This is a genomic window from Ruegeria sp. ANG-S4, from assembly GCF_000814005.1.
Classification (GTDB): domain Bacteria; phylum Pseudomonadota; class Alphaproteobacteria; order Rhodobacterales; family Rhodobacteraceae; genus Ruegeria.
On record NZ_JWLK01000006.1, the window covers coordinates 227,424 to 240,730 of the forward strand.

At 59.1% G+C, this 13,307-nt stretch carries 15 protein-coding genes; 13 read left to right on the forward strand and 2 right to left on the reverse strand.

Going from position 1 to position 13,307, the window contains the following annotated elements:
• Positions 1 to 30 precede the first annotated feature (30 nt).
• Entirely contained in the window at positions 31 to 684 is a 654-nt protein-coding gene (fsa, locus tag RA28_RS18935; protein ID WP_039532193.1) for a fructose-6-phosphate aldolase, read from the reverse strand.
• Positions 685 to 772: 88 nt separating this feature from the next.
• On the opposite strand from fsa, the gene RA28_RS18940 reads away from it, so the two are divergent.
• The 4 genes from RA28_RS18940 (at position 773) to RA28_RS18955 (ending at position 5,663) form a co-directional block, all read left to right on the forward strand.
• Entirely contained in the window at positions 773 to 2,968 is a 2,196-nt protein-coding gene (locus RA28_RS18940; RefSeq protein WP_039532194.1) for a primosomal protein N', read from the forward strand.
• A gap of 79 nt (positions 2,969 to 3,047) precedes the next feature.
• Positions 3,048 to 4,280 (forward strand): MFS transporter, encoded by a 1,233-nt coding sequence (locus RA28_RS18945; RefSeq protein WP_039532196.1) that lies wholly within the window; start codon positions 3,048 to 3,050, stop codon positions 4,278 to 4,280.
• A gap of 63 nt (positions 4,281 to 4,343) precedes the next feature.
• Positions 4,344 to 5,222, forward strand: coding sequence for a 50S ribosomal protein L11 methyltransferase (locus tag RA28_RS18950; RefSeq protein ID WP_039532198.1), 879 nt, complete (start codon positions 4,344 to 4,346; stop codon positions 5,220 to 5,222).
• A gap of 96 nt (positions 5,223 to 5,318) precedes the next feature.
• Entirely contained in the window at positions 5,319 to 5,663 is a 345-nt protein-coding gene (locus RA28_RS18955) for a hypothetical protein (RefSeq protein WP_039532199.1), read from the forward strand.
• Between the two features lie 102 nt (positions 5,664 to 5,765).
• Here RA28_RS18955 and RA28_RS18960 read toward each other — a convergent pair whose 3' ends face one another.
• On the reverse strand, positions 5,766 to 5,978 hold the full coding sequence (locus RA28_RS18960) for a DUF1127 domain-containing protein (protein WP_039532201.1): 213 nt from the start codon (positions 5,976 to 5,978) through the stop codon (positions 5,766 to 5,768).
• Between the two features lie 332 nt (positions 5,979 to 6,310).
• On the opposite strand from RA28_RS18960, the gene ruvC reads away from it, so the two are divergent.
• From ruvC to tolB, 9 genes are all read left to right on the forward strand, one after another.
• Positions 6,311 to 6,808 carry a crossover junction endodeoxyribonuclease RuvC gene (gene ruvC / locus RA28_RS18965; RefSeq protein ID WP_039532203.1) on the forward strand — a complete coding sequence of 166 codons (498 nt, stop codon included), beginning with the start codon at positions 6,311 to 6,313 and terminating at the stop codon, positions 6,806 to 6,808.
• Complete coding sequence (gene ruvA, locus RA28_RS18970; RefSeq protein ID WP_039532205.1) at positions 6,805 to 7,482, forward strand: Holliday junction branch migration protein RuvA; 678 nt, start codon at positions 6,805 to 6,807, stop codon at positions 7,480 to 7,482. The genes ruvC and ruvA overlap by 4 nt, the downstream gene beginning before the upstream one ends.
• 16 nt (positions 7,483 to 7,498) lie before the next feature.
• Positions 7,499 to 8,518 carry a Holliday junction branch migration DNA helicase RuvB gene (gene ruvB / locus RA28_RS18975; protein WP_039532207.1) on the forward strand — a complete coding sequence of 340 codons (1,020 nt, stop codon included), beginning with the start codon at positions 7,499 to 7,501 and terminating at the stop codon, positions 8,516 to 8,518.
• A gap of 63 nt (positions 8,519 to 8,581) precedes the next feature.
• Positions 8,582 to 9,205, forward strand: coding sequence for a hypothetical protein (locus RA28_RS18980; protein ID WP_039532208.1), 624 nt, complete (start codon positions 8,582 to 8,584; stop codon positions 9,203 to 9,205).
• Positions 9,202 to 9,585 carry a tol-pal system-associated acyl-CoA thioesterase gene (ybgC, locus tag RA28_RS18985; RefSeq protein ID WP_039532210.1) on the forward strand — a complete coding sequence of 128 codons (384 nt, stop codon included), beginning with the start codon at positions 9,202 to 9,204 and terminating at the stop codon, positions 9,583 to 9,585. The genes RA28_RS18980 and ybgC overlap by 4 nt, the downstream gene beginning before the upstream one ends.
• Before the next feature lie 109 nt (positions 9,586 to 9,694).
• Positions 9,695 to 10,390 carry a protein TolQ gene (gene tolQ, locus RA28_RS18990; protein ID WP_039532212.1) on the forward strand — a complete coding sequence of 232 codons (696 nt, stop codon included), beginning with the start codon at positions 9,695 to 9,697 and terminating at the stop codon, positions 10,388 to 10,390.
• 2 nt (positions 10,391 to 10,392) lie between these two features.
• Entirely contained in the window at positions 10,393 to 10,863 is a 471-nt protein-coding gene (gene tolR / locus RA28_RS18995) for a protein TolR (protein ID WP_039532214.1), read from the forward strand.
• Positions 10,864 to 10,878: 15 nt separating this feature from the next.
• On the forward strand, positions 10,879 to 11,982 hold the full coding sequence (locus RA28_RS19000; RefSeq protein ID WP_039532215.1) for an energy transducer TonB family protein: 1,104 nt from the start codon (positions 10,879 to 10,881) through the stop codon (positions 11,980 to 11,982).
• Positions 11,979 to 13,298, forward strand: a complete 1,320-nt coding sequence (gene tolB / locus RA28_RS19005; RefSeq protein ID WP_039532217.1) for a Tol-Pal system beta propeller repeat protein TolB — start codon at positions 11,979 to 11,981, stop codon at positions 13,296 to 13,298. Before RA28_RS19000 ends, tolB begins: the two co-directional genes overlap by 4 nt.
• Positions 13,299 to 13,307 lie beyond the last annotated feature (9 nt).

The window sequence follows — 13,307 nt, forward strand, 5'->3', positions numbered from 1 at the left end:
ACCTTGCGGCACCGCGCGAAGGCGCCGGGATCAGAGGATTTTCTGACCCGTTTTTGCCCAATCGGACAGGAAGGCGTCGAGGCCTTTGTCGGTCAACGGATGATCTGCCAGTTTCTTGATCACGCCCGGAGGCGCAGTGATCACGTCGGCACCGATGCGGGCGCTGTCGGTCACGTGGTTCACGGTGCGGATAGAGGCCGCAAGGATCTCAGTCTCGAACCCATAATTGTCATAGACCTGTCGAATGTCAGCGATCAGGTCCATGCCATCCATATTGATGTCGTCCAGACGTCCGATGAAGGGTGAGATAAAGGTTGCGCCGGCTTTGGCTGCCAAAATCGCCTGATTGGTCGAGAAGCAAAGCGTCACATTAACCATCTGGCCTTCGTCAGAAAGCGTTTTGCAGGTCTTCAAACCCGCCCAGGTCAGTGGCACTTTGACTGCGATGTTAGGGGCGATCTTGGCAAGCTTGCGGCCTTCGGCGATCATGTCATCGGCTTCGGTGGCGACAACTTCGGCAGAGACGGGGCCATCAACCAGATCGCAGATCTCTTTGGTGACTTCCAGAATGTCGCGGCCTGATTTCAGGATCAGCGAAGGGTTGGTGGTCACGCCGTCCACCATGCCCAGATCATTCAGTTCGGCGATGGCGTCGATCTCGGCAGTGTCTACGAAGAATTTCATGGGGGCAGTCCTTTGATGGGTTGGCCTTGGTCGCTGATGGCTTTACCTCAAAGAGACCCATGCTGAAACCCCCTGCCAAGGATATGCTGTGAGCGCTAACGTTTTTTTCGACCAAGGAGAGCTGGTTGCGGTGCTCACAACCCAGCCGCTGGACCGGACGTTGGACTACAAAGCGCCCGAAGGCGGATGCTTTCAGGGGGCTTTTGTCGAGGTACCATTGGGGCCGCGTAAGGTATTGGGCGTGGTTTGGGGGGCGGGGCAAGGCGGCTTTGATCTGAGCAAGGCACGCTCGGTGATACGGGTGCTCGAGGTCGCGCCAATGCGCGAAGAGATGTCCTTGTTTCTGAGCAAAGTTGCCGACTATACCCTGACGCCCATGCCGGCGATGTTGCGATTGGCAACGCGCGCGCCGGGTTTGGGCGATCCGCCATCGATGCGCAAGATCTATCGGCTGGGGGGCACGCAACCCGATCGGATGACGGACGCTCGGACACGCGTACTGGAGGTGTTGCGGGACTATGGCGGTCTGGCCTTCACCTTAAAAGAGCTGGCAGAGCAAGCGGGAGTGACCTCATCGGTCGTCAAGGGCTTGGTCAAGTTGGGTGCCGTGCGGGAAGAGGACAGCCCACGGGATCTGCCATACCCGCATCTTGACCCCGATTTGCCTGGAAAGACCCTGACGGAAGATCAGGCGACCGCTGTCAAGCGGTTGCAGGCTGGACAGCGGACCGGAGATTACGGCACCACGCTGCTGAAGGGCGTCACCGGTTCGGGCAAAACCGAGGTCTATTTGGAAGCCGTCGCCGAAACCTTGCGCATGGGGCGGCAGGCGCTGGTCTTGTTGCCCGAGATCGCACTGACCGCTGAGTTTCTGACCCGGGTTGAGGAACGTTTTGGCGCACGTCCGGCAGAGTGGCATTCGGGCGCGACCATGACCGAACGCCGCCGGGTCTGGCGGATGGTCGGGCAGGGAGATGCACAATTGGTGGTGGGTGCACGGTCGGCGTTGTTCCTGCCCTTCCGCGATCTGGGATTGGTTGTGGTCGATGAGGAACACGACACGTCGTACAAGCAGGAGGACGGCGTGCACTACAGCGCACGGGATATGGCCGTTCTACGCTCGGCCATCTGTGGCGCGCGGGTGATTTTGGCAAGTGCAACACCGTCACTGGAAAGCTGGGCCAATGCCGAGGCCGGGAAATACGAGCGGCTGGACCTGACCGCCCGCTTCGGCGCGGCCATTCTGCCCGAGATGAGGTCCATCGACATGCGGGCCGAACAGATGCAGCCGGGCACCTGGATTTCTCCGTCTTTGCGGCAAGCGGTGCGGCAGCGGATCGAGAAGGGAGAACAGTCGCTGCTGTTCATCAACCGCCGGGGCTACGCGCCGGTGACTCTGTGCCGGGCCTGTGGCCACCAGATCGCATGCGACCATTGCGATGCCAGAATGGTCGAACACAGGTTCCTGAAACGCTTGATGTGCCACCAATGCGGCGAAACCAAACCGATGCCAGACGCCTGCCCATCCTGCGGTGTCGAAGGCAAGCTGGCCCCGGTCGGGCCAGGCATCGAACGCTTGGCCGAAGAGGCCGAAGCGACCTTTCCCGAAGCCAAGATCGCCATGCTCAGTTCCGATCTGTTCGGTTCGGCACGGGCGCTGAAGGCCAAGATCGAAGAGATCGCAGAAGGCGATGCGGATATCGTCATCGGAACGCAGCTGGTTGCAAAGGGGCACAATTTTCCCAAGCTTACATTAGTTGGTGTTATTGATGCGGACCTGTCATTGCACGGCGCTGATTTGCGCGCGGCGGAACGAACGTTTCAACTGATGCGGCAAGTTGCAGGGCGGGCAGGTCGCGCGGACAAACCCGGCCAAGCCCTGTTACAGACATTTCAGCCGGAACACCCGGTGATCCGGGCGATTTTGTCCGGCGATGAAGAAGAATTCTGGAAGACTGAAGCAGCCGGTCGGCAGGCCGCCGGCGTGCCGCCCTATGGGCGCATGGCGGGTATCGTGCTGTCCGGGCCGGACGTTGGTCCGGTTTTTGACATCGGCAATGCGATGGCTCGCAACGATGCACCCCTGCGCGATGTGGGCGCGCAGGTGTTTGGGCCTGCCCCTGCTCCGATCGCCCGGATCAGGGGGCGACACCGTATCCGTCTTTTGGTCAAGGCGCCCAAAGGCGCGCCGATTCAGGATGCAATTGCCCGATGGATTGCCCCCTTGCGCCTGAAAGGGGATATACGCCTGACCGTCGACATCGACCCCCAAAGCTTTTACTGACCTCTGCATCCACGCAGAGCCACTGTGCGGGGCAATCTTGCCTATCGCCAAATTCAGAAAATCGGCGTAGAGGGGTCTCATGCTGAAACCCATGCCGCTGTCCGAGGCCAAAAGCCTGCCATTCTGGCGTCGGCCCATCGCGCTTTTGTTCGTGATGGCCCTGACGATGCCGATTGCGTTCAACGGATGGAGCGCGTTGCTGAACAACTTCGTGATCGAGGTGGCGAATTTTGACGGCGCGGATATCGGTCTGTTGCACACGGTGCGTGAGATACCCGGCTTTTTGGCTGTGGGCGTGATCGCCGTGATCATTTTTGTCCGCGAGCAGGTTCTGGCAATGATTTCGCTTATCATGCTGGGCGTCGCAACGGCTGTAACGGCTTGGTTTCCCAGCCTCGGCGGGTTGCTGTTCGTCACATTGTTCAGCTCGATCGGATTCCACTACTACGAAACAGTGAACCAATCCCTGCAATTGCAATGGTTGCCCAAGGATCGGGCCCCGCAGGTTCTGGGGTGGTTGGTCGCGATGGGCTCGGCGGCGACGGCCGTGGTTTACGGGCTTATCGTGCTGACTTGGGACCGGTTCGACCTGTCTTACAATACAGTTTTCATGGCTGTGGGCGGCGTCACGGCCCTGCTTGCACTGTTCTGTTTGGTCGCTTATCCGCAATTCGACTCTCCGACACCGCAGACCAAGAAACTGATCCTGCGCCGCCGGTACTGGTTGTACTATGCGCTGCAATTCATGGCAGGTGCACGCCGGCAGATCTTTGTTGTCTTTGCCGGGTTCATGATGGTCGAGAAATTCGGCTTTGCGGTACACGAACTGACCAGCCTTTACCTGATCAACCTTGTGATCAACATGGCTGCCGCGCCGATGCTTGGTAAAGCGGTGTCCGTGTTTGGCGAGCGCCGGACGCTGATTTTCGAATACACCGGCCTGGCCATCGTATTTGCGGCGTATGGCGGAATTTACTGGTTCGGATGGGGCGTTTTGCTGGCGGCGATCCTCTATGTGATCGACCATGTGTTGTTTGCGTTGGCGCTGGCCTTGAAAACCTATTTCCAGAAAATCGCTGATCCGGCTGATATCGCGCCGACAGCCGCAGTCGCCTTTACCATCAACCATATCGCGGCGGTGTTCCTGCCCGCGTTGCTGGGATTGCTCTGGGTCATCTCTCCTGGCGCGGTGTTCGGATTGGCGGCGGCAATGGCCCTTGTCTCGCTTGGCCTTTCTTTGTTGATCCCGCGCCACCCGGAACCCGGCAACGAAACCATCCTGTCCAAGTATGCGCCGGCCCCGGCCGAGTAGGCGGCGCTTGACCTCGCCATCGTCCGGCCCTAGGCGCAGTGCCAATCGAGACAGGAGGCCGCAATGCCCACATTTACCGCGCTTACAACGCTGAACGGAAAGAAGGCCGCCGAAGGCTTGGGCGAAGCGATGGAGCGTCTGAACCCTGAACCGACCGGCGTCGGGGTGTTCGAGGTTGAAGACGGATCGGGCCTTTGGGAGGTCGGCGGCTATTTCACCGACACGCCGGACGAGACGGCTTTGGCGGTTCTGGCTGCGGCGTTCGAAGCAAAACCTTTTGTCGTCTCCGAGCTTCCGGAAACCGATTGGGTCGCCCATGTGCGCCGCGAACTGGCTCCCGTCGAGGCGGGACGCTTCTTTGTTTATGGCAGCCACGATGCGGACAAATTGCCTGAAGGTCGCATTCCCTTGCTGATCGAGGCAGCGATGGCTTTTGGCACCGGACATCACGGTACCACGCTTGGCTGTTTGAAGGCTCTGGACCGATTGATTGACGAAGGGTTCGAAGCCGCGAAAGTCGCGGATATCGGATGTGGTACGGCGGTTTTGGCGATGGCTGCGGCGCGGGTCTGGGATGGCGACATCATCGCCAGTGATATCGATCAGGTCGCGGTCGATGTGGCCGAAGCCAACCTTAAGGCAAACGGCATGTCAGGGGCAGTGCAATGTGTCGAGGCGGCAGGTTTCGATCACCCGGATTTGCAGGCGCATTCACCATATGATCTGATCTTCGCCAATATCCTGAAGGGACCATTGATTGCGCTTGCGCCCGAGATTTCAGCCAGCTTGCGGCCCGGCGGCCAAGCGATTCTCTCGGGGATATTGAACGAACAGGCTGACGATGTGCTGTCCGTTTATTCCCGAAACGAGTTCAATCTGCATTTTCGGGATGCGATTGGTGAATGGACAACGCTAATCTTAACGAAACAGGGCAAAACTTAGACCATTTACAGGAGTTTTGTGGATTCACGCCACGGATTCGTCGCATTCTGTTTCTACCGTAATGGATGAATCGGGGGGCGGTTTTCGGAGGCTGCCATGATGGAAAAACAACTGGAGTTTGGTCAGCGCGTTTCGCGCCTGAACAAAAAACATGAAAAACTAAGTCGCGGCTATCGCGCGACCATGCGCCCGGATGGGTTGGTGGTCATGAAGCCGCAGCGTGTCAGATCGGCGATCCCAGCCAAGGTTCTCTTGGTCTGTCTGGTCGCGTTCTTTGGTTTCAAGGCGCTGTTGCTGTTCAACCTGGGTGAAACTGCCTACGACGCGCGCGTCGAGGCCTTGCGCGAAGGCACCGAGGTGGAAGTCGCGGGCGCCTGGATCATGCAGTCGGACCCGGTATCCCAGTTCCTGTCTGCTCAGATCGCCAAGGTTTGGTACTGATCTTTCCGATCGCCTGACCGGACGACAAAAAAACACCGCTTGCGTCAAGCAAGCGGTGTCGTTTGTTTCCCACTAGGAAAACTCGTGTCTGAGTGTTGAGCCTTAGCGGCGGCCCTCTGCGACCATGTCGATGTCGCCGCGGCACATGCCGATGTCGCTCAGTTCGCGATCGGTCAAACCGTTCAGCGCGTTGCGTGTTACGCGGGCGTTATTCCAGTCGACAACCATGTGTGCGACCGAGGTGAAATATGCGCCGATACGGCCGACGAGGCCGAATGAGCCAGTGGCGATGCGGGTGTTATCCAGTGCAGCCATATCCTGTTTCCTTCTGGTTTGTGTTAACAGTCGATCAAGCGATCTGATCGGCAGTTAGTGATGTGTACGTTGGTGTTCAAGCGCAGAAATTGCATGTGTCCTATGCAATTTTTGCAATGCTCAATCGGCGTTTAAATCCCTTAAATTTATGGTGAATTCGCCTTAATTTTCGGGTCGATTTCAGGCCATTTGCTGTCGCAAATTGCCTTTGGTGTCGCGGGTGGGATAGTCGCGTCGGTTTTGAGCGCAAACTCAATTTCCTTGGAAAATGTTCACGCTTCGTGCTAATCGGGTAAAAAGGTCACAAAAACCCGAGCAGGCCGAGGCAAAACATGCGAATTCTGGGCATTGATCCTGGTCTTAGGACCCTGGGATGGGGCGTCATCGAATCACGAGGCAGCCGTATGAGCCATGTGGCCAACGGTTTGTGCAAGTCCGACGGAGACGATTTAGGCGAACGCCTGTTGTCGCTGCACAATCAAATCGTCGAAGTCATAGCCGAACACCGACCGGATCAGGCTGCAATTGAGCAGACATTCGTAAACAAGGACGGGGCCGGGACGTTGAAACTGGGCCAGGCCCGGGGTGTGGCGCTGCTGACTTTGGCGCAGGCCGGATTGCCGGTTGGGGAATACGCGCCGAACCGGGTCAAGAAAACCGTTGTCGGCGTCGGGCATGCCGAGAAAGAGCAGGTTCTTCACATGGTGAAACTGCAACTGCCGGGTTGCCAACCCAAAGGCGCGGACGCCGCTGATGCGCTGGCGATCGCAATTTGTCATTCGTATTACGGGAAGGCCACTCAGGTTGCCGTGAAAGAGGTGCGGGCATGATCGGAAAACTGACCGGGCGGCTGGACTATCGTGCCGCGGATCACGTTTTGATCGATGTGCGCGGGGTCGGATATATCGTGTATTGCTCGGATCGGACCATGGCCGCGTTGCCCGGAGTAGGTGAGGCTGTTTCGATCTATACCGATATGGTCGTGCGCGAAGATCTCATGCAGCTCTACGGGTTCCTGTCGCTTATCGAAAAAGAGTGGCACCGGTTGTTGTGCTCGGTACAGGGGGTCGGTGCCAAGGTCTCGCTTGCGATCCTGAGCGCATTGGGGCCGGACGGTGTCAGCCGGGCAATCGCGTTGGGTGACTGGGGGGCGGTAAAAGCCGCCAAAGGCGTCGGGCCAAAAACGGCGCAACGAATTGTTCTGGACCTCAAAGACAAAGCCCCCGGCGTGATGGCGATGGGCGGCAAAGTGACCGAAGCAATGGAGGGGCCTGCGCTGGACGTGGTCGAACTGAGTGAACCAACTTCGACGCCTGCGCCCGCGCCGCGACCTGTTCCCGGGTCAGCCGCCGCGTCTGCGGGTGCGCTGTCGGCTTTGTCGAACCTGGGCTATGGTCCGTCAGAGGCAGCTTCGGCGGTGGCCGAAGCGTCCGCGGGACTACCCGAGGCTGATGAGGCGGAACTGATCAGGGCGGCGCTGAAATTATTGGCCCCCAAGAGCTGAGTGAAAGGTCGAATGAATGGTTGATGCCGACCCCGCCCTGCGCCCCGAGCCTCTGCCCGAGGACAATGACCGCGCTTTGCGCCCGCAGGGGCTGGACGAGTTTATCGGTCAGGCCGAGGCGCGGGCCAACCTGCGCATTTTCATTCAGTCCGCGCGACAGCGCGGCGAAGCGATGGATCATACGCTGTTCCACGGCCCGCCGGGGCTTGGGAAAACCACGTTGGCTCAGATCATGGCGCGTGAACTGGGAGTTAATTTTCGCATGACCTCGGGTCCGGTTCTGGCCAAAGCCGGTGATCTGGCGGCAATCCTGACAAATCTGGAATCGCGCGACGTGTTGTTCATCGACGAAATCCATCGCCTGAACCCTGCGGTTGAAGAGGTGCTTTACCCGGCGATGGAAGATTTCGAGCTCGATCTGGTAATCGGTGAAGGCCCTGCTGCGCGAACGGTGCGGATCGAATTGCAGCCCTTCACTTTGGTTGGGGCCACGACTCGCATGGGGCTGCTGACCACGCCCCTGCGGGATCGTTTCGGTATCCCGACGCGTTTGCAGTTCTACACGGTGGATGAGTTGCACGAGATCGTTACCCGGAACGCCCGCAAACTGGGAGCGCCCGCGGACAATGATGGCGCGCGCGAGATCGCGCGTCGGTCTCGCGGGACACCGCGAATTGCGGGGCGCTTGCTGCGGCGCGTTGTGGACTTTGCCATAGTTGAGGGCGACGGTCGGATCACGCGGGATTTGGCGGATGGGGCCCTGACGCGGTTGGGTGTGGACAATTTGGGCCTTGATGGCGCAGACCGCCGTTATCTGAAGCTGATTGCGGAAAACTATGCAGGTGGACCGGTCGGAATTGAGACATTGTCGGCGGCACTGTCGGAAAGTCGCGACTCGCTTGAGGAAGTGATTGAGCCGTATCTGCTGCAACAGGGGCTCATCCAGCGAACGCCCCGGGGCCGTATGCTGGCGCAGAAGGCGTGGACACATCTGGGTATGGCTGCGCCAAAAGGTCAAAGCGATCTGTTTGGTTGATGCGACGCGCCATAGATTTTATGCCTTCGGCGAGAGTATTTTCGAAAAGATGAAGGGCCAGGCGTGACACCCGAGAAGATCGAGGCGCTGTTTACGCGCGAAAGCGGTGAGTTTTTATTTGCCCGTTGGGGCCGACCGATTGTACCGATCGTTTTCGGGGTCGAGGACGAGACTCTGCGAACCGTAAAAGGCGCTTTCGAAGCTGTGGTGGCTTTGGCGGGTCACAAAATGGCGGAAACGGACCCCGAACTGGGTGCCAACTGCATGGTTTTCTTTTTCCTGGATTGGCAAGAGTTGCTGGAAGTGCCAGACCTTGACCGTCTGATCCCCGATCTGGGACCTCTGGTCGAGCGGCTAGTGGCGGCGGATGCCAATCAATACCGGATCTTCCGGTTTGAAGAGGATGGATCGATCCGCGCGGCCTTTGTTTTTCTGAAGATGGACCGGGAACTGTCGGAGGTGCCCGCCGAAACGCTGGCGCTGAGTCAGGTTGTTCAGACGATCATATTGTGGTCGGACAGCGCCTTTCGCGCACAATCCCCACTGGCGGTTGCAGGTGAGACCACGATTTTGCGTCCCGAGATTGCCGCCCTGATCCGCGCGGCATATGATCCGGTTCTGCCGGGCACTGCGCAAGATCCTTCCCACGCCCTTCGTTTGTTTGCCCGGCTGGAGCTGCCGCAATGATCCATACCTTTCGGGTCCGCGTCTATTATGAAGACACCGACATGGGCGGCGTCGTTTATCATGCCAATTACCTGAAATTCATCGAGCGGGCCCGTTCGGATTATGTTCGGAACCTGGGCAACGATCAGAATGCGATGCGAGAAGAGGGGATTGTGTGGGTCGTTCGTCGCGTTGAGGCAGATTTTCTTGCGCCGGCCAAGTTCGATGACGAGTTGGAAATTGAAACCAGCGTGGTGTCCCTGTCCGGTGTTCGTCTGACCATGGCGCAGGTGGTTCGGCGTGGCGACACAGACCTGTTCCGTGCCACAGTGACCGCTGTTTGCATCAACAAAGACGGCAAACCGATCCGTCTTCCGGCAGAGATTCGCGCATTGATGTAACAAATTGCCCGACGCGGGTGGTTATGTTGGCTTTTCATGCCCAACTGCGTTAGCGTCTGGCAAAACAAGGCCAAGCAAACGGCCGTCAGGCAAAACAAAGAGCAGGTTCATGGAAGCTGAAACGCTGGCGCTGGCGCAGGAGATCGATTTCTCCATGTGGGGGCTGTTTGCCCGTGCGACTTTTATCGTCAAACTTGTGATGCTGATGCTGATCGTTGCATCCGTCTGGTCCTGGGGGATCATTATCCAGAAGCTGATAAATTACCGTGCCGCCCGACGCGAGGCGCAGGTTTTCGATGAGTCCTTCTGGTCCGGCAACCCTCTGGACGAGCTGTTCGAGCGCATCGGCACGCAGCCGGATGGCAGTTCCGAGAAGATATTTGCCGCCGGAATGATTGAATGGCGGCGATCGCATCGAAATGACGGGGGCTTGATCGCGGGTGCTACGGCCCGGATCGACCGATCTATGGATGTGGCCATCGCGAAAGAGGCCGAAACCTTGCAAAAGGGCCTGCCAATTCTGGCGACCGTGGGTTCCACGGCGCCGTTCATTGGTTTGTTCGGCACGGTTTGGGGCATCATGAATGCCTTTATCGAGATTGCCGAGCAGCAAAACACCAACCTTGCGGTGGTGGCACCGGGCATCGCCGAGGCGCTGCTTGCCACAGGTCTGGGCCTGCTGGCCGCGATCCCGGCGGTGATCTTCTACAACAAACTCAGTGCAGACAGTGATCGGATCGTTGGAGGCTACGAAGCCTTTGCCGACGAGTTCGCCACCATTCTGTCGCGTCAGTTGGACAGCTGAAAATGGGCGCGGCGGTTCAGCAAAGCTCGGGTGGCAATGGTCGCAGACGCGGGCGGCGGCGCGGGCGGGCCCAACCGATGTCCGAGATCAACGTGACGCCGTTTGTCGACGTGATGCTGGTGCTGCTGATTATCTTCATGGTGGCAGCGCCGCTTTTGACCGTCGGTGTTCCGGTGGACCTGCCGAAGACCGCCGCCAGTGCTCTGCCCGGGGACAACGAAGAACCGTTGACGGTGACCCTGACGGCGGATGGACAGGTTCAGATCCAGACCACGGATGTGCTCCGGGAAGAGTTGATTGGCAAGTTGCGGGCGATTGCGGCGGAACGCAGCAGCGACCGAGTGTTCCTGCGCGCTGATGGGTCCATCCCATACGCGCAGGTGATGGAGGTCATGGGCGCATTGAACGCAGGTGGATTTTCCAATGTCGGCTTGGTGACAGATACCGGCGGGCCAACGTTGGACGATGGGTAAAGGTGGGGTTGCGCGGTGGATACCGGCACCAAGATTTCGGCGATTGCTCATGTCAGCCTGATTAGCTGGGCCTTGTTTGGCGGCACGTTCCGGTCCGAGCCGTTGCCGATGACCGTTCAAGACGTGTCTGTTATCACGGCCGAGCAGTTTGCCGCAATGACCGCACAGCGTGATGCGCCCGACATTCCCGAAACACCCGGCGATTTGCAACAACCCGATGCGCCGGTGGAAGAGGTCCACATTCCGGAACCGGTGGTAGAAGAGCCGCCGCAGCCGGAACCAACGCCGCCAACCGAACCGGAACCCGAACCCGAACCTGAAATCGTCGAACTGCCTGCGGACCCCGAAGTGGTTGAAGAGCCGCCGACGCTGGATCAACCCGACACTGAATTTGCCGCGTTACCTGTTCCTCCGGGTCCGGACACGCAACCCAGCCCTGCCGAACGTGTCGCACCTGAACCGATTGCCCCGCCTCCGCCCGAGGCCAAACCGGATGACATCGAGACACCGCCTGTCTCGCTGGATGAAGGGGCTGAGATTCAACAAGAGCAGCAGGATCAGACTGCGCCGGAAGAAGCAGCGCCGGAAATTGTGACCGAGGCCGAGGAGGCGGATGACCCCGCGCCCAAAACCTCTCCGAGACCGCGTGTCAGGCCGAACCGCCCGACGCCACCGTCCGAACCCGAAGTCGCCGAAACCCCCGAACCAGAACCCGCCGAACCTGAGCAGAGCGATCAGGCAGCAATCAACGACGCGCTGGCCGAAGCCTTGGGCAGCGGCAGTGAACCCACTGGCCCACCGCTCACCAGCGGAGAGAAGGACGCGATGCGTCTGGCCGTATCGCAATGCTGGAACGTGGGTTCGCTTTCAACTGACGCGCTGAACGTCGTGGTCGTGGTCGGGTTTTCGTTGACCCCGGACGGCAAAGTTGTTGGCGGCAGTCTGCGGATGCTGGACAGTTCGGGCGGTTCGTCCGGCGCTGCAAAACAAGCCTACGAAGCCGCACGGCGCGCAATTTTGCGCTGTGGTGCGAAAGGATACGACCTGCCTGCTGACAAATACGCGCAATGGCAGGATATTGAGATTACATTCAATCCCGAGAGGATGCGGATCAAATGATGAAACTTCTGACCAGCCTGTTTGTCGGCCTGACGCTTATGTCTGCGCCGGTATATGCGCAAAGCGGACCTCTGCGTTTGGAACTGGATCAAGGGATCATCGAACCCTTACCTTTTGCTGTTCCAAGTTTTGTGCCGGATGGGCCTGCTGCAACACAATACGCACAGGATATCTCGCGGGTCGTTGCGGCCGATCTGACGGGCACCGGGCTGTTCCGAGAAATCTCCTCGGATGCCTTCATCAGTCGGGTCAGCAGTTTTGACGCCCCGGTTCAGTTCGCGGACTGGAAGGCGATCAATGCAGAGGCTCTGGTGACGGGTGCGGTCAACGTATCGGGGAACCGGCTGACGGTACGCTTCAGGGTTTGGGATGTGTTCTCGGGTCAGGAGCTGGGGAACGGTCTGCAATTCGCCGGAACCACCGAAGGCTGGCGGCGGATGGCGCATAAAGTGGCGGATCAGGTCTATAGCCGAATTACGGGTGAGGGCGGCTATTTTGACAGCCGTGTGGCGTTTGTTTCCGAAAGCGGGCCCAAAGATCAGCGGCGCAAGAGACTGGCGATCATGGATTATGACGGTGCAAATGTGCAGTATCTGACGGATAGTGCGGCCATTGTGCTGGCCCCGCGGTTCTCTCCGGCGGGCGATCAGTTGCTTTATACCAGTTACGAAACCGGGCAGCCTCGCATTTACGTGCTGGACGTCGGTCGCGTGAAACGGCAGGAGCTGCCGACGCAGGAAGGCACCATGAGCTTTTCGCCGCGCTTTTCGCCCGATGGTCGGTCAATCGTTTATTCGCTGACGCAGGGCGGCAATACGGATCTGTGGAAGATGGATCTGGCCTCGGGCCAGAGCGTACGTCTGACCAACACCCCCGCGATTGAAACCGCACCCAGTTATGCGCCGGACGGATCGCGGATCGTCTTCGAAAGCGACCGTTCCGGAACGCCGCAGCTTTACATTATGCCCGCCAATGGTGGCGAGCCGACCCGGATCAGCTTTGGTCAGGGGCGATATGGCACGCCGGTCTGGTCCCCGCGCGGGGACCTGATCGCATTCACGAAGCAAAACAAGGGCCGGTTTCATATCGGGGTCATGCGCACCGACGGCAGTGAAGAACGGCTTCTCACGGCCTCGTTCCTGGACGAAGGCCCGACCTGGTCGCCCAACGGGCGCGTCATCATGTTCACCCGCGAAACGCAGGGTGCCAGCGGACGGTCGGCGCTCTATTCTGTGGACATTTCGGGTCGTAACCTGCGCCCTGTGCGTACGCCGGACGGCGGCAGCGATCCGTCCTGGGGACCTTTGCAGAATTGATCAAAGCCC

Coding starts and splice junctions, on each gene's coding strand:
- fsa (WP_039532193.1), bottom strand. CDS start 684: ATGAAATTCTTCGTAGACACTGCCGAGATCGACGCCATCGCCGAACTG.
- RA28_RS18945 (WP_039532196.1), top strand. CDS start 3,048: ATGCTGAAACCCATGCCGCTGTCCGAGGCCAAAAGCCTGCCATTCTGG.
- RA28_RS18950 (WP_039532198.1), top strand. CDS start 4,344: ATGCCCACATTTACCGCGCTTACAACGCTGAACGGAAAGAAGGCCGCC.
- RA28_RS18955 (WP_039532199.1), top strand. CDS start 5,319: ATGATGGAAAAACAACTGGAGTTTGGTCAGCGCGTTTCGCGCCTGAAC.
- RA28_RS18960 (WP_039532201.1), bottom strand. CDS start 5,978: ATGGCTGCACTGGATAACACCCGCATCGCCACTGGCTCATTCGGCCTC.
- ruvC (WP_039532203.1), top strand. CDS start 6,311: ATGCGAATTCTGGGCATTGATCCTGGTCTTAGGACCCTGGGATGGGGC.
- ruvA (WP_039532205.1), top strand. CDS start 6,805: ATGATCGGAAAACTGACCGGGCGGCTGGACTATCGTGCCGCGGATCAC.
- ruvB (WP_039532207.1), top strand. CDS start 7,499: ATGGTTGATGCCGACCCCGCCCTGCGCCCCGAGCCTCTGCCCGAGGAC.
- ybgC (WP_039532210.1), top strand. CDS start 9,202: ATGATCCATACCTTTCGGGTCCGCGTCTATTATGAAGACACCGACATG.
- tolQ (WP_039532212.1), top strand. CDS start 9,695: ATGGAAGCTGAAACGCTGGCGCTGGCGCAGGAGATCGATTTCTCCATG.
- tolR (WP_039532214.1), top strand. CDS start 10,393: ATGGGCGCGGCGGTTCAGCAAAGCTCGGGTGGCAATGGTCGCAGACGC.
- tolB (WP_039532217.1), top strand. CDS start 11,979: ATGATGAAACTTCTGACCAGCCTGTTTGTCGGCCTGACGCTTATGTCT.